At 61.9% G+C, this 17993-nt stretch carries 17 protein-coding genes; 4 read left to right on the plus strand and 13 right to left on the minus strand.

Translation table 11 applies throughout. From position 1 onward, the window contains the following. Positions 1-22: 22 nt before the first annotated feature. From ftsL to smc, 6 genes are all read right to left on the minus strand, one after another. On the minus strand, positions 23-280 hold the full coding sequence (ftsL, locus tag OOT43_RS07870) for a cell division protein FtsL (RefSeq protein WP_266024294.1): 258 nt from the start codon (positions 278-280) through the stop codon (positions 23-25). Continuing rightward, a complete protein-coding gene (gene rsmH / locus OOT43_RS07875) occupies positions 277-1215 on the minus strand; it encodes a 16S rRNA (cytosine(1402)-N(4))-methyltransferase RsmH (RefSeq protein WP_266024295.1) in 939 nt (312 codons plus the stop codon). Before rsmH ends, ftsL begins: the two co-directional genes overlap by 4 nt. Continuing rightward, positions 1215-1673 (minus strand): division/cell wall cluster transcriptional repressor MraZ, encoded by a 459-nt coding sequence (mraZ, locus tag OOT43_RS07880; protein WP_169602797.1) that lies wholly within the window; start codon positions 1671-1673, stop codon positions 1215-1217. Before mraZ ends, rsmH begins: the two co-directional genes overlap by 1 nt. Positions 1674-2051: 378 nt before the next feature. Further along, positions 2052-4079, minus strand: a complete 2028-nt coding sequence (gene ligA / locus OOT43_RS07885) for an NAD-dependent DNA ligase LigA (RefSeq protein ID WP_266024297.1) — start codon at positions 4077-4079, stop codon at positions 2052-2054. Then, on the minus strand, positions 4076-4810 hold the full coding sequence (locus OOT43_RS07890; protein WP_266024298.1) for a cell division protein ZipA C-terminal FtsZ-binding domain-containing protein: 735 nt from the start codon (positions 4808-4810) through the stop codon (positions 4076-4078). Before OOT43_RS07890 ends, ligA begins: the two co-directional genes overlap by 4 nt. 8 nt (positions 4811-4818) lie before the next feature. Beyond that, positions 4819-8331, minus strand: a complete 3513-nt coding sequence (smc, locus tag OOT43_RS07895) for a chromosome segregation protein SMC (protein WP_266024300.1) — start codon at positions 8329-8331, stop codon at positions 4819-4821. A gap of 146 nt (positions 8332-8477) precedes the next feature. Between smc and queF the strand changes: the two genes are divergently transcribed. Further along, the gene (queF, locus tag OOT43_RS07900; RefSeq protein WP_266024302.1) at positions 8478-8867 is read left to right on the plus strand and encodes a preQ(1) synthase; all 390 of its coding nucleotides are present in this window, start codon (positions 8478-8480) and stop codon (positions 8865-8867) included. A 4-nt stretch (positions 8868-8871) separates the two neighbouring features. Here the strand turns inward: queF and OOT43_RS07905 are convergent, their stop codons facing one another. The 7 genes from OOT43_RS07905 to phoU form a co-directional block, all read right to left on the minus strand. Beyond that, complete coding sequence (locus OOT43_RS07905) at positions 8872-9507, minus strand: MOSC domain-containing protein (protein WP_266024303.1); 636 nt, start codon at positions 9505-9507, stop codon at positions 8872-8874. After that, positions 9504-10085 (minus strand): ribonuclease HII, encoded by a 582-nt coding sequence (locus tag OOT43_RS07910; protein ID WP_266024305.1) that lies wholly within the window; start codon positions 10083-10085, stop codon positions 9504-9506. Before OOT43_RS07910 ends, OOT43_RS07905 begins: the two co-directional genes overlap by 4 nt. Before the next feature lie 20 nt (positions 10086-10105). Beyond that, the gene (gene lpxA, locus OOT43_RS07915) at positions 10106-10876 is read right to left on the minus strand and encodes an acyl-ACP--UDP-N-acetylglucosamine O-acyltransferase (RefSeq protein WP_266024307.1); all 771 of its coding nucleotides are present in this window, start codon (positions 10874-10876) and stop codon (positions 10106-10108) included. After that, a complete protein-coding gene (fabZ, locus tag OOT43_RS07920; protein ID WP_266024309.1) occupies positions 10873-11313 on the minus strand; it encodes a 3-hydroxyacyl-ACP dehydratase FabZ in 441 nt (146 codons plus the stop codon). The genes lpxA and fabZ overlap by 4 nt, the downstream gene beginning before the upstream one ends. 50 nt (positions 11314-11363) lie before the next feature. Further along, positions 11364-11870, minus strand: a complete 507-nt coding sequence (locus tag OOT43_RS07925; RefSeq protein WP_266024310.1) for an OmpH family outer membrane protein — start codon at positions 11868-11870, stop codon at positions 11364-11366. Positions 11871-12029: 159 nt separating this feature from the next. Then, positions 12030-14420 (minus strand): outer membrane protein assembly factor BamA, encoded by a 2391-nt coding sequence (bamA, locus tag OOT43_RS07930; RefSeq protein ID WP_266024312.1) that lies wholly within the window; start codon positions 14418-14420, stop codon positions 12030-12032. Beyond that, a complete protein-coding gene (gene phoU / locus OOT43_RS07935) occupies positions 14417-15145 on the minus strand; it encodes a phosphate signaling complex protein PhoU (RefSeq protein WP_266024313.1) in 729 nt (242 codons plus the stop codon). The genes bamA and phoU overlap by 4 nt, the downstream gene beginning before the upstream one ends. Positions 15146-15428: 283 nt before the next feature. Here phoU and OOT43_RS07940 point away from each other — a divergent pair, with 283 nt between their 5' ends. The 3 genes from OOT43_RS07940 to galE are packed head-to-tail and all read left to right on the plus strand — an operon-like array spanning position 15429 to position 17988. Beyond that, a complete protein-coding gene (locus OOT43_RS07940; protein WP_266024314.1) occupies positions 15429-16439 on the plus strand; it encodes an NAD-dependent epimerase in 1011 nt (336 codons plus the stop codon). A gap of 5 nt (positions 16440-16444) precedes the next feature. Then, positions 16445-16996 carry a molybdopterin-guanine dinucleotide biosynthesis protein B gene (gene mobB, locus OOT43_RS07945; protein ID WP_266024315.1) on the plus strand — a complete coding sequence of 184 codons (552 nt, stop codon included), beginning with the start codon at positions 16445-16447 and terminating at the stop codon, positions 16994-16996. After that, entirely contained in the window at positions 16993-17988 is a 996-nt protein-coding gene (gene galE / locus OOT43_RS07950) for a UDP-glucose 4-epimerase GalE (protein ID WP_266024317.1), read from the plus strand. Before mobB ends, galE begins: the two co-directional genes overlap by 4 nt. The last annotated feature ends 5 nt before the right edge of the window (positions 17989-17993 follow it).

Below are 17993 nucleotides of genomic sequence, written 5' to 3' on the forward strand. Positions count from 1 at the left end.
ACCCCCTCATCCCCACATGAGCTCAGGGTTTGATGTAAATGATCGACTCGCGCGCCGGCAGGGTCATCCCCAGCCTGCTGCGAGCCAGACGTTCGACGCGGCCATGCTCGGCCCAGGTGTTCTGCTCCAACTGAAGCTGGCCCAGTTCCACATCGTATTGATTCAGGGCCAGTTCCAGACGCTGAACCTCAGCGAACAGCATGCGCGTGCGGTACTTCGCATAAACCACGCCCAGCGCCGAACAAACGGCAACCACCGACAGCAGGAGTACTCGTGTCATGCCGCCCGCTTTTCGGCTGCGCGCAATATCGCGCTCCGCGCCCGGGGATTGACCCGGATTTCGTCCTCTTCCGCCTTGAGCGGCTTTCCCAGGCCGATGAGGCGCGGCGTCGAGCGGGATTCGAAGATTCCCACCGAAATCTCCCTGCCGCGCGCCTCATCCCGCATGAACCTCTTGACGATCCGGTCTTCGAGCGAATGAAAAGAGATCACCACCAAGCGCCCCCTCGCGGCAAGAACCTCTACCGCCTCGTTCAATCCCCGCTCCAACTCACTCAACTCATCATTGACAGCGATCCGGATCGCCTGGAAAGTGCGGGTCGCCGGATGCTTGAACTTGTCTGCGAATGGAATCGCGGCCTCGATCAACCTGACCAAGTCGGTTGTCGTGGCGATCGGCCGCTGTCTCCGTTCCTCGACCACCGCGCGGGCGATGCGTCCCGCAAAGCGCTCCTCGCCGTATTCCCGCAACACTCGCGCCAGTTCCCGTTCCGGAACCTCGGCGAGCCAATCCGCCGCGCCGGTCTTCTGGCTCGGATCCATCCGCATGTCGAGCGGCCCTTCTCTCAGGAAGCTGAAGCCGCGCCGGGCTTCATCGAGCTGTGGTGAGGACACACCCAGGTCCATCAGGATGCCGTCTACCCGGCCCGCCCATCCTCTCTCACCGACGAATCTGACGAGGTCCGAAAAGCGGCCGTGCTCAATAGCGAACCGGGCATCTCCGGGCAGCCCGGAAGCGCCGGCCGCTGCCACAGCCTCCAGGTCCCGATCGATCGCCAGAAGACGACCCTCCGCGCCCAATCGCCCCAGAATCGCCCGGCTGTGCCCGCCTCGACCGAAGGTGCAATCCAAATAAATGCCGGCCGGCCGGATCGCCAGCGCCTCCAACACCTCGGCCAGCATGACGGGACGGTGTCCGTTTTCGGCTTCCGGCATCAAAACGCCAGCGCCCCGAGCTCCGGCCCCATATCCTCGAGACCTTCCAGGCTCGCTTCTTCCAGCCATTCCTGGCGGCAGCGCTCCCAAAGGCCTTCATCCCAGATTTCGAACTTGTTGCCCTGGCCGATCAGGACGACCTGTTTGTCCAGGCTGGCGAACCGGCGTAACGGCTCGGGTATGAGGAAGCGTCCCTGGCCGTCCAGCTCACACTCGGTGGCATGGCCGATCAGCAGACGTTGAAGCCGCTTCACCTGTTTGTTCAAGGCCGGCAATTTCACCAGCTTCCGTTCCAACTCCTCGAACTCAGGCAAAGGGAAAAGCAGCAGACAGGTATCGGTTCCAACGGTGACCACCAGTTGCCCCTCGCAGGACTCCCGGAGTTCGGACCTGTAACGGGTGGGCACCGCCATGCGCCCCTTTTCGTCCAGGCTGATGGAATTAACGCCTCTGAACAAGCCGCCCCCAAGCTCCACATTCCCCCAAAAAAAACCACTTTCCACCACCTGGGAAGCACTATAGAAACGCGTTCGAGGCAAGTCAAGATGAGTTGCAAAAAAAACTCACGGCATTGTTTGGCAGAGGTTTTTCAGAGCTTTGACGGAGCCGGGAGTGGCGCCGGCCACCCGCTCGGGTGCAGCATCTTGGCATGGAAAATCCGGGGGCAAGGACATCGAAAGCGGGGACGGATCGATTGGAAAAGCACAACGAAACCTGGATTTCCGGACCGGTACGGGAGTTGGAACAGCGACGGCCGGAAATCCGGAGCGAGAGAGGGTGGATGGGGAAGTTTGTTTCAGTCGCGCGGAGCCGGGTATGCTAAAAGAGGAGAAAACTTAAGGCCGTCCGCGTTCGAGCATCGCCAGAAAGGCGTCCTCGTCCAGCACCGGAATGCCGAGTTCTGAAGCCTTGGCCAGCTTGGAGCCCGGCTCCTCGCCGGCGACGACATAGTTGGTGTTCTTGGAAACGCTGCCGGTGCATTTCGCCCCGAGAGCCTCGAGCCGGGCACGCGCTTCGTCCCGGCTCATCGCGGCGAGCGTCCCCGTGAGCACGAAGACCAATCCCTGCAGCGGCAATTCGCTGGCTTCAGGGGCGGCTGCCGGCGTTTCCCAGCCCACGCCGCAGTCCAACAGTTGGGCGATCACCTCGCGGTTGTGCGCCTGTGCGAAAAACAGCCGGATATGGCCGCTAACGACCGGACCGACGTCCGCGACCGCCACAAGTTCGTCTTCCGTGGCCGCCATCAGGGCGTCGAGAGAACCGAAATGATCCGCCAGCGCCTTGGCCGTCACCTCGCCGACATCGCGGATGCCGAGCGCGTAGAGGAAACGCGCCAGCGTGGTGCGCTTGCTACGCTCCAGCGCCTCCAGCAGATTGGCTGCGGACTTCGTTCCCATCCGGTCCAGCCCCGCAAGCTGGTCCAGGCTCAGGCGGTAAAGGTCGGCCACTGTTCCGATCAGCTTCCTGTCCACGAGCTGATCCACCAGCTTGTCCCCCAGGCCTTCGATGTCCATCGCCCGCCGGGACGCGAAATGCTTGATGGATTCCTTGTGCTGGGCCGGGCAATACAGGCCGCCGCTGCAGCGGGCCAGCGCCTCGCCCGGCTCTGTTTCCACGGCGGAACCGCATTCGGGACAGCGCTCAGTCAGGTGAAACGGCTCCGCCCCCGGCTCCCGCAGCTCGGGAACGACCCGTACGACTTCGGGGATCACGTCGCCGGCCCGCCTCACGACCACTGTGTCTCCCTGCCGGACATCCTTCTTGCGGACTTCGTCGGCATTGTGGAGGGTCGCGTTGGTGATGGTCACCCCGCCGACGAATACCGGCTCCAGCCTCGCCACCGGGGTCAGCACGCCAGTACGACCCACCTGCACGTCGATCGCCAGTACCCGGGTCCTCGCCTCTTCGGCGGGAAATTTGTGCGCGATGGCCCACCTCGGCGCACGTGAGACGAATCCCAGCTCGACCTGAAGCTGCAAGCCGTCGACCTTGTACACTACCCCATCGATGTCGTAAGGCAGGCTGTGGCGGCGCTCCCCCAGCGAACGGTAGTACTCGAGGCAGCCGGTCGCTCCCTGAACGACGCGAAGTTCCGGCGAAACCGGCAGGCCCCAGCGCTTAAACGATTCGACGAGCTCGTGCTGCGTGGCAGGTAAACGGTCGTCCGGAAAGGCACCGATGCCGTAGGCATAAAATGACAACGGGCGCGAGGCCGTGACCCGGGCATCGAGCTGGCGGAGGCTGCCCGCCGCGGCGTTGCGCGGATTCACGAACACTTTTTCACCATTGCCGCGGGCGCGCTCGTTGAGAGCCAGGAATCCCTGTTTGGGCATGAAAACCTCGCCCCGCACCTCGAAATGAGCCGGGAAACCGTCGCCCCTCAGCCGCAGGGGAATCGCCCGGATGACCCGGACATTGTGGGTCACGTCCTCGCCGACCGCGCCATCACCGCGGGTGGCGGCCCTGACCAGGACACCGTCCTGGTACAGCAGATTGACCGCGAGCCCGTCCAGTTTGGGCTCTGCGACATATTCGACCTCCTCCCGGGACAGCTCCTTGCGAACCCGCCTGTCGAAAGCGGTGAGATCTTCATCGCTGAACGCGTTCTCCAGCGACAGCATCGGCACTTCATGGCGAACCTCGGCAAAGGTTTCGACCGGCGGGGCGCCGACGCGCCGGGTCGGCGAATCGGGGGTGACGAGCTCCGGGTATCGTGCCTCGATGGCGAGCAGTTCCGCCATCAGGCGGTCATACTCGGCATCGGTGATCAGGGGGTCGTCGAGCTGGTAGTAGCGGGCGTTGTGAAACTCGATCTCCTCGCGCAGCTTGCTGGCTTTCTCGATCAGTTCGGCAGGAGCGCTCACGGCTGTTCGCAGGCCTCCACCAGAATTTCGCGCATTTCCGTCACCCGTGCGTCGGTAAGCTCGGCGCGGCGTTCGTCCAGTACGGTCCCGTCCAGCGCCGCCGCCAGCCCGCGGCAGGTGTCCACCAAGTCGTCGAAAACTTCCAGGGGATCAGACACCTTGGCAGGCTGGAAAAAGAAGACGACACCGGGCGTGCGGAAATTCTCCATGTCGTTCACGGGGAACGTGCCGGGCTCGACGAGACTGGCCACGCTGAACAGAGGCTCGCGGTAAGCGCTGTCGTAACGATGGAATATCCCCATTTCGCCGTATACCAGATCCAGATCGATCAGAGCATCGCGCAGGCCCTCGCCCGGAAACCGGGCGCCGCCGCCCTTGACGACACTGAACTGGATGAGAAACGGGGCTCCCAAAGCCGCGGAGTGTCTTGCCGGCGGCTCCTCACCCGACTCCGGCAGGGGCTCAGCCACCGCCTCCGTCGCGGTTGCCCCACTCTTTGCAGGCGCTGGCCGCTCCGCCGCTTCGGCGAACTGACCGCCTGCCTCGTCTTCCTGTTCCGTGGCCGGCCAGGGCAACTCCTCCGCTTCCTCTTCGCTCTCGAAAACGTCGAATTCGCTGGACCGTTCCAGGGTATCGAGGATCTTTTGCTTGTAACGGCCCCATACATAGATGCCGGCGATGACCAGCACGCCGACGACCAGGATGATGATCCGGACTGTGTCTCTATCCATTGCGCCCCTCAAACCGAAGCCAGTTCAACCGCCGCATCGATGTCCACCGCCACGATGCGCGACACTCCAGGCTCCCGCATGGTGACTCCCGCCAAGTATTGAGCGATTTCCATCGTGACCTTGTTATGGGTAATGAAGAGGAATTGTACTTTTTCGGACATCTCTTTCACCAATTGGCTGAACCGCCCGACGTTGGCATCGTCCAGCGGCGCATCCACCTCGTCCAGCAGGCAGAACGGCGCGGGGTTCAGCTCGAAGATGGAGAATACCAGGGCCGCCGCCGTCAGCGCCTTCTCGCCCCCGGACAACAGGTGGATCGAACTGTTGCGCTTGCCGGGCGGCTGGGCCATGACGCTGACCCCGGTACTCAGCAGGTTGTTTTCGGTGAGTTCCAGCGTTGCCTTCCCGCCGCCGAAAAGCTTGGGAAACATACGCTGGAAACCGGCATCGATCTTTTCGAACGTTTCCTTGAAGCGCGCCCGGCACTCGCGGTCGATTTTTTCGATGGCTTGCTCCAGGGTTGCCAGCGACTCGGCGAGATCCCGGTCCTGCTCCTCCAGATAGCGCTGGCGCTCCTCCTGTTCTTGATATTCCTGCATCGCCGTGAGGTTGACCGGACCGAGGCGGTCGATTTCCTCGCCGACACGGGCCGCCGACGCTTGCCAGACGCTTTCCTCAGCGTTTTCCGGCAACTCGGCCACAATCGCCGCGGGCGCCGCATCGAATTCCGCAAACTGCTCCTCGATGCCCTGGCGGCGGACCTCGGCGGTCTGCCAGGCCAACTTGATCTGACCCACGCCGTCCCGCAAGGCCGCCAGTTCGTGCTCCGCACGCTGGCGCTCTCCCGCGACGCGCCGGATGTCGGATTCAAGTTCGGCGAGCCGGCGGCGCTGCCGGGTCATTTCCGCTTCCAGAGCGGCGCGCTCCTCCATCAATGCCTCGAGACGAAACCGTTCGTCTTCCAGGGGAGTCTCCGATTCCTCCAGCTTCCGAACGATGGCGCCAAGCCGGTCCGCAGTCTGGCCGTGCTGCTGTTCCAGCCGCTGCAGATGGGAGCGGGTCAGCGATTCGTTCGATTCGAGCGTGGCGGCCCGGCTGCGAAGCGTGCGAACTTCCTCATGCAATGACTTCTCCACCGCTTCGGCGCCGGCGAACGCATCCTCCAGCACCTGCCGCTCTGCCATCTGCCGCGCCGCCGTGTCCTGCAGCCGGAGCGAATCGCGCTCAGCCGCCAGCAAGACTTCGTCGGCTTCGGCGCGCTTCTCGGCGAGTTCGACGCCCTGATCGGCCAACTCATCGAGCTCGTGGCCGAGCTGGGCCAGACGATGCCCCAACTGCTCGCTCCGCGCCTCCGCCGCGGCGAGCTCCGCCTGCAATCGGGAAACCTGTGCGGAAAGTTCGTCAGCCTTCTTCCTCGCCTCCCGCCGCGCTGCCTCCAAGCGTTCGAGTTCCGTCTCGGCCTGGCCGGTCTCGGCCTCCAGGACCTCGGCCTGCGCTCTCATCTCGTCGGCCTGCCGCCGGCATTCGCGCAGTTCCCGTTCACGGGCGAGCGCCCCGGCATGGCCGGCATCGGGCTTTTGCACCAGCATCCAGCCCACCCCGATGCGGATGCCCTCGGGTGTTACCACGGACTCGTGCGGCTGCAGCGACCGCGCCCTCCCCGCCGCCGCGACCAGGTCGGAAGCGCAGTACACACCGCCCAGCAGCCCTTCCAAAGCCAACGGGGACTGAACCCGATCCAGCAGACGCTCCCCGCCGTCTGACTCACCGGACATCACCCCTTCGCGATACTCGCAAAACGCCAGGGACTCCGCCGGCTGCTGCGTCTGGAGACTCTCCGCATAAGGCGCCAGATTCTCGACACATACCGCTTCGATATGCAACCCGAGCACCGTTTCTACGGCGGTCTCCCAACCCGGCGATACTTCGATCTGTTCGCCCACGCGTTCGGCGCCCGACAGCTGCCATGCGTCGAGCAACGACTCCAGGGCACCGCGGTCACGCCCCATTGCATGACGTTGCAGCGTCTCGAGCGACGCGACCTTGCCCTGCAAGGCGTGCAGGCCGGCACGAACCTGGTTCAGGCGTTCACGCGCGGAGCGCAGCCGCTCACGCTGCAGCTCCGCCTCCCCCGACAGCGCTTCGGCCGCACCGAGCACCTCCTCCCGCTCCACCTCGATGCCGGCAGCATCCGCGCGGAGCGCCTCCACATCGAGGCCGGCAAGTGCGCTCTCCAGTTCCGAATGCTGCTGCGACAGGCGCTGGCGCCGCCCGCCGAGGTGCTGCTCCTGCTCCCGCAACTGCTGCAACTGCGAACGCTGCAAGGCCATCTGGCCTTCGAGCTTGTGCTGATCGCCAGTCAGCGCTTCCCAGCATTCACGGCACTGCTTCAGATTCGCTTCCGCGGTTCGCCGAATGGACACCGCTTCCGCCTCCTCCCGCTCCAGAAAGGCCAGCCTCCCGACGAGTTCGGCCACCTCTGCACGCACCTCCTCGAGCCGCAACCGGTCTTCGTCGCGGTCGGATTGGGCTTTCCGCAATTCGGCCTCGACCCGCTCCCGCTCCTCAATCAACTCCTCCCTCGATTTCTGGGTGTGGCGTATGAACTGATCCAGGCGGCTGATTTCCGCCCCGAGTTCGTAGAATCGTCCCTGCTGGACATCGAGTTGCTCCTGAGCTGCACCGCGGAGCTGGCCCAGCTCCTCCAGCCGCCCCTCGCAGGCACGCTCCTCGCCTGTGAGACGACGGAACCGCTCCTCCGAGTCCGCCAGCTCCGCTTTGAGCCGGTCGAGCTGCTGCTCCAGCGCGCGCCAGCGCAGCCCCAGCAGTTCGAGCTTGAGCCGGCGCTCCTCGTCGCGCAAGGCTATGAATTTCTCCGCCTTCCTGGCCTGGCGCTGCAGATTCCCGAGTTGCCGCCCGACTTCCTCGCGCAAATCGGACAGTCGCTCGAGATTCTCGCGGGTATGGCGCATCCGCTGCTCGGTCTCGTGCCTGCGCTCCTTGTACTTGGAAATGCCAGCCGCCTCTTCGATGACTTCGCGCATTTCGTCCGGCTTCGCCTCGATCAAACGGGAAATCGTGCCCTGCTCGATGATCGCATAGCTGCGCGCACCCAGCCCCGTACCCAGGAACAGATCGGTGATGTCCTTGCGGCGGCAGCGCGTGCCGTTCAGGAAATAGCTCGACTGGCCGTCGCGGGCAACCTGGCGCCGGATGGCGATCTGCTGATATTTCCCATATTCGCCCCCGACGCGCCCGGACGAGTTGTCGAAAACCAGCTCGACGGAAGCCAGGCTCGCGGGCTTCCGGGTGCTGGAGCCGTTGAATATGACGTCCGCCATGGTTTCGCCGCGCAAATGGCGCGCCGAGCTTTCCCCCATGACCCAGCGCACCGCGTCTATGACGTTCGACTTACCGCAGCCGTTCGGCCCCACCACCCCCACCAGGTTGCCCGGCAAGGGAATGGTCGTCGGATCCACGAAAGACTTGAAACCGGCGATCTTGAGCTTTTCCAGTCGCATGGGGGATTCAGGGAGATGGCACTGGAAGGGCGTAAGGACGGGCGATTGTTCGGGGCTGGATCAACACGCTATTATACAGGGCAAAGCCGGCACCCGCCCGAATGGTGGGCGCCGGATGCACCACCGCAACACACGAACGACGCCCGATGCCTTCTCAACCTAGCAAGACCCTGGAAACCTTCGACAATCCCCGTCCGGAACACGACTACACGATCCGAATCGAAATCCCCGAATTCACCTGCCTGTGCCCCAAGACCGGGCAGCCCGACTTCGCGACGATCCTGCTGGAATACGTCCCCGATCGACACTGCATCGAACTCAAGTCGCTGAAAATGTACGTCTGGTCCTTCCGGAACGAAGGAGCCTTCCACGAAGCCGTCACCAATGCCATTCTGGATGACCTCGCCCGCGCCTGCACTCCGCGATTCATGCGCGTTACCGCGAGATTCAACGTACGCGGCGGCATCTATACGACGGTAGTAGCGGACCGGCGTGCACCGGGCTGGGAACCAGCCGCGCCGGTCGCCCTGCCTTAAGGCGTCATTTCAGCTTTTCGCTTAGGCTCTGGCGCCAGGCCTCGGACAGCGCATCCAGGCTCAGCAGCCTGGAAATGACCTCCTGCTGCCGCGACCCTTTCACCAGAGCCAGCATGGCTTCACGCACGCTGACGCCTCCTGCGTCCGTCGCGATGCACTCCAGCCAGTCGCCGACCCGAAGCTCCCCTTCTTCCAGCACCCGCAGGTAAAACCCGACCCGGCCGGAAACGAGAAAGCGTTTGGGGAAGGTGTTGTCGCCGACTTTCAGGCCGAGCTTGAAGCAGGGAACCCGGGGCTGGGTCACCTGGAACAGCACCGGCCCCGCCCGGAACTTGTCGCCGATATGCACCTTGTCGTCACCACCACCGGCGAGGGTCAGGTTCTCCCCGAAATAACCGTACGGCAGGGTCTCGATGCCAAGGTCTTCCCGCCAGTGGCCATAGTTGTCCGCACTGTAGGCGTAAACCGCCTTGTCGGGCCCGCCGTGGTTTTCCCGGTCGACCTGAACGTCACCCTCGATGCCGGTCCTTCCGACTCTGACGGGATGATCGACCGGAATCTTGAAGATTCCCGTCCCGACGCGGCGGCCGGCGTGTTCGATCGGGCGTTCGCTGCCGATGCTGATCCCTACGATTTTCATGAAGCCGGACCTCGACCAATAGCGTCCCGAACCGGCGCAAAACTGCGCCGATGGCAGATACTTGCGCCCAGGCTGGCCAAGCGGTCTACGTGCAGTCGCGTCGGGTACCCCTTGTGCACGCCCAGCGCATAGCCTGGACAAAGCCGGTCCAGCACCTGCATTTCCCGATCCCTGAAGACCTTGGCGAGAATCGATGCGGCCCCGATTTCGGCCACCGACGCATCCCCACCGACGATCGCCTCCCCTGGGAAATCCAAGGGGGGATAACGGTTGCCGTCCACCTTGACCCAGTCCGGTGGAATGGGCAACGCCGCGACCGCCCGACACATGGCCAAATGGGTGGCTTGCAGGATATTGAGCCGGTCTATTTCAGCCACTTCCGCTCGCCCCACCGCCCAGGCCAGGGACGCCGACCTGATTTGGCCGGCCAGCGCCAGTCTGCGTTGCGGGCTCAGCCGCTTCGAATCGTCGAAGCCGCCGGTGTCCTGGCCGGGTGCGAATATTACCGCCGCGGCGATCACCGGGCCGGCAATACAGCCGCGCCCCACCTCGTCGATGCCTGCAACCAAAAGTGCCACCCCAAGCCTCTTTACAGCATTCAGCGGATGATGCTACGCCCCTTCGCCCTCAAGAAATCCACCATGCACGCGACCTCCGGCCCATCCTCGCTCATTTCCTCCAGCAGACGGATCGCTTCCTCGAACTTGAAACCGGTCTTGTAGACGATTTTGTAAGCTTTCTTGATCTGCCTGATCGCCACCGAATCGAATCCGTTCCGCTCCAGTCCAACGGCGTTGATTCCATGCGGCTTGGTCGGACGTCCGCCCACCATCACATAGGGCGGTACGTCGCGGGAGATCACGCTGCCCATGGCGGAGAAGCTGTGCTGCCCTATCCGGCAGAATTGATGGACCAGAGAGAAGCCGCCGAGGATGGCGTCGTCATCGACCCTCACGTGGCCCGCCAGGGACGCCGCGTTGGCCATGATGACCCGGTTTCCGATCACGCAGTCATGGGCCACGTGGGTATAGGCCATGAAGAGGTTGTCGTCGCCGATGCGGGTCGCCCCCTTGTCCTGGACCGTGCCGCGATGGAGAGTTGCGAACTCGCGTACGACGTTCCGGTCCCCGATTTCCAGCGTGGTCGGTTCACCGCGGTACTTCTTATCCTGCGGATCCTCGCCTACCGAGGCAAACTGGAAGATGCGGTTGTCACGGCCGATCCGGGTCGCGCCCCGGATAACGACGTGAGGACCGATGACCGTTCCCGCTCCGATACTGACGCTGCTACCGACGATGGAATAAGCGCCGATCTCGACACCTTCTCCGATATCCGCCGCCGGATCAACGATCGCCGTCGGGTGGATCAAGAGCCCTGCTCCGCAGCTGCACACATGATCTCGGCGCTGGCCACGAACTCGCCTTCGACGTCGGCCCGGCAGGCGAACGCCCAGATGTTTCGCTTATGGCGCAGATAGGTCGCCTCGAGCCGAAGCTGGTCTCCCGGCACGACGGGGCGCTTGAAACGCACCTTGTCGAGCCCGACCAGATAGTAAGTTGCCCCCTTGCCGAGCACGTCAGGCGCCGTCTCCGAGGCGAGCAGGCCGGTCGTCTGCGCCAATGCCTCGATGATCAGCACCCCCGGCATAATCGGCACATGCGGAAAATGCCCCTGAAAAAAAGGTTCGTTATAGGTGACGTTTTTTATGGCGAGCAGCCGGTTTCCGGGTTCGCACTCCAGCACTCTGTCTACCAAAAGAAACGGGTAACGATGAGGTAAAAAGTCCTTTATCGCTTGAATATCCAATACTTTTTCCTTCTCGGGTTTCGTCGTCAGGCCATCAACCCGAATCCGGACTATTTCTTGCCCGAAGGGCGGTAGCTTGCAACCAGCTTCTTCTCGACTTTATCGGTCACGTCGATGCTTTCCGCCGCATAGACCACACCGTCGGTCAGCAACAGATCGAAGCTTTCCTCCTTCGCAAGCGACTGGATCGCCTCGAAGATTTCCTTCTGGAGCTGGGCCAGTTCCTCATTTCTCCGCAAGTTGAAGTCCTCACGGAATTCGTCCTGCGCACGTTTGGCTTCGCGCTTGCGGTTCATGAGATCGCGCTCCTGCTCCTTGGAAATCTCCCCGCCTTTCGCCAGACGCTCTTCCAGAGACTTGATCTCCTTCTGCTCCGCAACCAGCTTTTTGTCTCTGCCGGAGAATTCCTTCTCCAGCTCCTTCTTGGCGGCTTCAGCCTGCGGCGCCTTTTCCAGCAAACGCCCCACGTTGACGAAGCCGATCTTGATGTCAGCCGCGCTGGGTTCGGCAAAAACCGCCGCCGACACGAGCAAAGGCAATAAAATTTTCCGTACCATACTCCTCTCCGATGATGAATGTTGACCGGGACCAAAATGTCACTGATTCGGGAACCTGCCCTTACCCCCTAAGCCGCGATGGGCGGGGCCGGGCTTTCAAAGACGCAGGGAAACCCGCGGCATTATACAAAAATACTCGTCTCTGCCCGAACCACAGGATCACATGCCCTGGAATCCGGAGCCGAAATTGAACTGAAAATGCTGAATTCTGTCCCCGTCTTGGGAGTTGAGCGGCTGGGCGATGGAGAACATCAGCGCACCGAAAGGCGACAGCCATTTGGCCGAAATTCCCGTCGAAAAACGAAGATCCGAGAGTTCGGGCGAATTCGCGAACACATTGCCCCCATCGACAAAGGTTCCCAACCGGACGCTCTTCAGTTTGTCACCGGCGAACGGCACCGGGAACAGCAACTCCACAGAGCCGGTCAGTTTGCTGCTGCCGCCGTAGGCATAGCCTCGGCTGTCTCTGGGTCCCAATGAATTAGGCTGGTATCCGCGCACGGAATTCGGGCCGCCCGCGTAAAAATGCTCCCAAAAAGGAAGGACGCTGTTGCCGCCGCCGCCATAGCCGCCGCCATAGCCGATATCGCTATTCAGCCACAGCGTCAGATCCTGGGTCAGAGGAAAATACTGCTCAAGCCGCACGTTCGCCTTGTAATATTGCAGAGTACTGAATGGAAGCGCAAACAGCCCCGTCAGACGCTGCGCGCCGCCGCTCGTGGCGAATACTGCCCGATTCAGGGTGTCATGGGTCCAGCCGAGAGAGGACGAATAGGTCGAATATTCGCTACCGTGCTCATCAATGAAATCGATGATCTGGGTGGACGACTGGCTCGTCGTCTTCAGCTTGGTATTGCTGTAGTCGAGGTTCGTACGAATGCTGTCGAACTCTCCGATGGGGAGACCCCAGTTGCCTCCGACCTGGAATACGTTGGTAATATAGTTTGCTACGTAATTAGAATAGCCCGTATTGGTATCACGATAGCTGACGTCGAACCCGCTGCTGATACCATCCAGCGTAGCGTAGGGATTGAAATACCCCAAAGCATAGATCGTGTTGATCTGGCTGTTGTTGAAATTGAAACTGACCCGTTTGCCGCTACCGAAAATATTGTCCTGGGTTACCGCAGCGTTGAAAATGATGCCTTGGAACTGGGAATATCCCACGCCCGCCGTCAAATTGCCGGAGGATTTCTCTGTCACGCTGTAGTTGACGTCGATCTGGTCCGTCGTCCCCGGCACCGCCGGTGTTTCCACGTTGACATCCTGGAAATAGCCGAGACGCTCGAGCCTGGTCTTGGAACGCTCGATCTTCGTGGTCGATGCCCATGCAGCCTCCATCTGCCGCATTTCCCTGCGCAGCACCTCGTCCCGCGTCTTGGTGTTACCCTGAAAATTGATTCGCCTGACGTAAACCTGCTTGCCCGGATCGACGAAGAAAGTAATATTTACGGTTTTCTTCTCCTGATTGATGTCCGGCACCATATTCACGTTGGCGAAGATATAGCCCTCTTCGCCCAACCGGTCGGATATACCCTTCTGGGTTTCCGTAGCCAGCTTCCGGGAAAAAGTGTCTTCCGGCCCGATACGCACGAGGGGGACCAGTTGCTCCGGCGGCACGATGGTCTTGCCGGTCAGCCTGACCTGTTCCACCTGAAAGATCTCGCCCTCCTTGACGTTGATGGTGATGTATATTTCCTTCTTGTTGGGCGTGATCGAAACCTGGGTGGACTCGATTTCGAAATTGATGTAACCGCGATCGAGATAGTAGGAGCGCAGCCGCTCCAGGTCGGCCGACAGCTTCTGCTTGGAATATTGGTCGTCCTTGGTATAGAACGACAAGAGGTTGGAGGTGCTCAGCTCGAAGTCCTGGGTGAGTTCTTCGTCGTTGAAGGCGTTGTTGCCGATGATATTGATTTGCTTGATGCGAGCCACACGACCCTCGGCGATATTGATATTCACCGCCACGCGGTTCCGGGGAAGCTCGGTCACCTGAGAATCGATTTTCAGGCTGTATTTGCCCCGGCTGTAATACTGGCGCCGCAGTTCCTGTTCGACCTTGTCGAGAATCTGCCGGTCGAATACCTTGCCCTCTGCCAGACCGATCCCCTTGAGCGCCTTCAGCAGATCTTCGCTCCCGATGTCGTGGTTGCCGTCGATCTTTACGCTGGAGATGGAAGGACGCTCTTCGACGGAGATGATCAACCTGCCGTCATCCTCTTCGAGCCGGACGTCCTTGAAAAAGCCCGTCTTGAACAGCGCTTTGATCACCTCCGCCGACTGCTTCTCGTCGAGGGTGTCGCCCTCCCGAACCGGCAGGTAGTTGAACACCGTGCCCTCAGAGATCCGCTGAAGCCCTTCGATCCGGATGTCCCGAATGACGAACGACTCGAAGGCGAACAGGAGGGAGGGCCAGGTCAGTATCAGCAGCCACGCGCAAAGGCTGCGCACGGATTTCGCCGCGCCCGGAAATGCAGCAAAACTATCGTTCAAGGGCCTGGCCGGAAGCGGTGGGATAGGGCATGCGGGACTTCGGAACCAGCCGGTCATTCACTTCGCAGATCTTCCTCGAGCTGCTCGAGACTGATATGCCGAATGATCTTCCCTTTGGCGTAGTAGATGACGTATTCGCCGATGTTGCAGGCACGGTCGCCGACGCGCTCGAGCGCCCGCGCGGACCACATGATGTTGAGGGACACGGGAATGGTGCGGGGATCTTCCATCATGTAGGTAATCTGCTGACGCAGAATGGTCTCGTACTCGCGGTCCGCCAGACGGTCGTCCTGCACCACTCGGAGGGCGGCATCCACGTCGATACGCGCAAACGAGTCCAGAGCGCCGCGCAGGAGGTTACGCACGTATCTGGCCAACTCTTCGATCTCCGAAAGCTGGTTCCTGCGGGGAAAGTGCCCGACCATGTCCAGGGTATGGCGCGCGATCCGTTTCGCCTCGTCGCCGATCCGCTCCAGATCGGTGATGGTCTTGATGACGACCACGACGAGCCTCAAGTCCCGAGCCGTCGGCTGGCGCCGGGCCAGGATCTGGGTGCACTCGTCGTCGATGGACACTTCCATCGTATTGACTTTGTAATCGTCCGCAATGACGCGCTCAGCGAGTTCAACGTTTCCTTCCAGCAGCGACTTCACTGCCGAAGCCACTTGCTCCTCTACCAGCCCCCCCAGAGCCAGAACCCGGCTGCGAATATCCAGCAGCTCGTGATCGAACTGCTTGGAGGTATGCTGATGCTGGTGCTCAGGGTCGATGAAGGACGGCATGGCTTGGCTGGAGGCTGTCTCGGATGGCGAAGCTGCGGACGAATGGGCAACGATTCTACCAACTCGGCTGGCGAGGTAAAAGACGACGAGGCATTGAGCGTTTCCCAATCTTCCGGAAATTCACGGCTATCCTATAGAATCTAGCCCTTTCAAAAAAACCCGTGCCCCATTCCCGCCTTCAACCCGGCATCGCCCGTACACAATACCTGCAAAACCTGGAGACCTCGGAAAATATGACGTTTTCATTAAAGCGGCACCGGCTGGGCTGCTCCCGGCGGAATATATGAAAATACTGGTCACCGGCACCGCCGGCTTCATCGGATCGCATCTGGCTCACAAGCTGCTGGACCGGGGCGATGAAATCATCGGCATAGACAACGTCAACGATTACTACGACGTCAGCCTCAAAGAAGCGCGCCTCGCCCGGCTTCGCGCCCGCCCCGGCTTCACCGAGGTACGGAGCGCCTTGGAGGAGCGCGAGAAACTGTTCGCCGTATTTGCCCGGCACCGTCCCGAGCGCGTAGTGAACCTCGCCGCCCAGGCCGGCGTGCGCTACTCGCTCGAAAACCCGCACGCCTACATCGACGCCAATCTGGTCGGCTTCTGCAACATCCTGGAAGCCTGCCGCCACCACGAAGTGGAACACCTGGTCTACGCCTCCTCCAGTTCGGTCTACGGCGCCAACACCGCGATGCCGTTTTCGGTGCATCACAACGTCGACCATCCGGTCAGCCTGTACGCTGCGACCAAGAAGGCCAACGAATTGATGGCCCATACCTACAGCCATTTGTTCGGGCTTCCCACCACCGGCTTGCGGTTCTTCACGGTCTACGGTCCTTGGGGACGGCCGGACATGGCGCTGTTCAAGTTCACCCGCAGCATCCTGGCGGGGCAGCCGATCGACGTCTACAACTACGGCCATCACCGGCGGGATTTCACCTATATCGACGACATCGTGGAAGGCGTGGTGCAGACTTTGGACAAAGTCGCCGCGCCCAACCCCCAATGGAGCGGCGACGAGCCCGATCCCGGCACCAGCCGGGCGCCTTACCGGCTCTACAACATCGGGAACAACGAGCCGGTCGAGCTGCTGCGCTTCATCGAGGTACTCGAGCAATGCCTCGGACGCCGTGCCGAAATGAACCTGCTGCCGATGCAGGACGGAGACGTGCCCGACACCTATGCCGACGTCGACGACCTGATGCGCGATACCGGCTACCGGCCGGCAACTCCGATCGAAACCGGGATCGCGCGCTTCGTCGCGTGGTACAGGGACTACTACGGGGTTCGCTGACTCCGATGGATACGCCGGTTCTTGGCTTCGCCGCCTTCAGCGGTACCGGGAAAACGACTTTGCTGAAAATCCTGATTCCTCTGCTGAAACGGGCCGGCTTGAAGGTCGGCGCGATCAAGCACAGCCACCACAGCTTCGACGTAGACCACCCCGGCAAGGACAGTTTCGAACTGCGCGCGGCCGGCGCCACGCCGGTGATGATCACCTCGTCGAAACGCCGGGCCATCATCACCGAACGCGAAGCGCCGCAGGAGCCCTGCCTCGCCGAGGAACTGGCACACCTGGAAGGCTCCGGACTCGACCTCATCCTGGTGGAGGGGTTCAAACACGAGCGCTACCCCAAGATCGAGCTGCATCGTCCGGCCTTGGGCAAGCCGCTGCTGTTTCCGGAAGACGACTCCATCATCGCCCTCGCAACGGACGGCGGGACCTTCCCCGATACTGTCCCGATTCCGCGGCTCGATCTTAACGATCCCCGCCAGATCGCCGATTTCATCCTGAACTGGCTGCACACGCGCAGCGGTTCGAATCAACCTCTGAGACCCTATACCCTATGAAACGCAAAGGCATACTCGTCACCGGCGGCGCCGGCTACATCGGCAGCCATATCGTCAAGACGCTGGGCGAAGCAGGCGAACGCCTGGTCGTGCTGGACAACCTGTCGACCGGCTTCCGCGACGCCGTCCTGTACGGCGACTTCGTCGAAGGCGATACCGGCGACAGCGCCCTGTTGGACACGATCCTGCGGGACTACGAGGTCGAGGCAGTCATGCATTTCGCCGCCCATACCATCGTGCCCGAATCGGTCGAAAACCCGCTGAAGTACTACGGCAACAACACCTGCAAGACCCGCACCCTGCTGGAAGCCTGCCAGAGGGCCGGGGTCAGCCATTTCATCTTCTCCTCGACCGCGGCCGTCTACGGCATCCCGGAAAGCGAATACGCGCTGGAAACCTCGCCACTCGCGCCGATCAATCCCTACGGCACCTCGAAGCTGATGAGCGAGATGATGCTGCGCGACCTGTCGGCCGCCAGCCCTTTGCGGCACGTGGTGCTGCGTTATTTCAACGTCGCCGGCTCAGACCCCGAAGGCCGCATCGGCCAGAGCACGGCCAAGGCCACGCTGCTGATCAAGGTCGCGGCCGAGGTCGCCACCGGCAAGCGCGATCGCCTGTGCATCTTCGGCACCGACTATCCGACACCGGACGGCACCGGCATCCGCGACTACATCCACGTGTCGGACCTGGCCGCGGCGCATGTCGCCGCCCTCGCCTACCTGCGCCGCGGCGGAGCATCCTCCACGATGAACTGCGGCTACGGCCACGGCTACAGCGTGCGGGAAATCGTCGACACCATGAACCGGGTCAACGGCACCCCCATCGCGGTGGAAGAGCAACCTCGCCGGGCCGGAGACCCTCCTCGCCTGATCGCCGGTGTGGGGCGCATCCACGAAACCCTGGGCTGGGCACCACGTTACGACGACATCGAACTGATCGTGCGGACTTCGCTGGACTGGGAGCGCAAGCTGACCGCTCGAGGCAGCGCCTGAAAAAA

Source organism: Methylococcus mesophilus, from assembly GCF_026247885.1.
GTDB lineage: Bacteria > Pseudomonadota > Gammaproteobacteria > Methylococcales > Methylococcaceae > Methylococcus > Methylococcus mesophilus.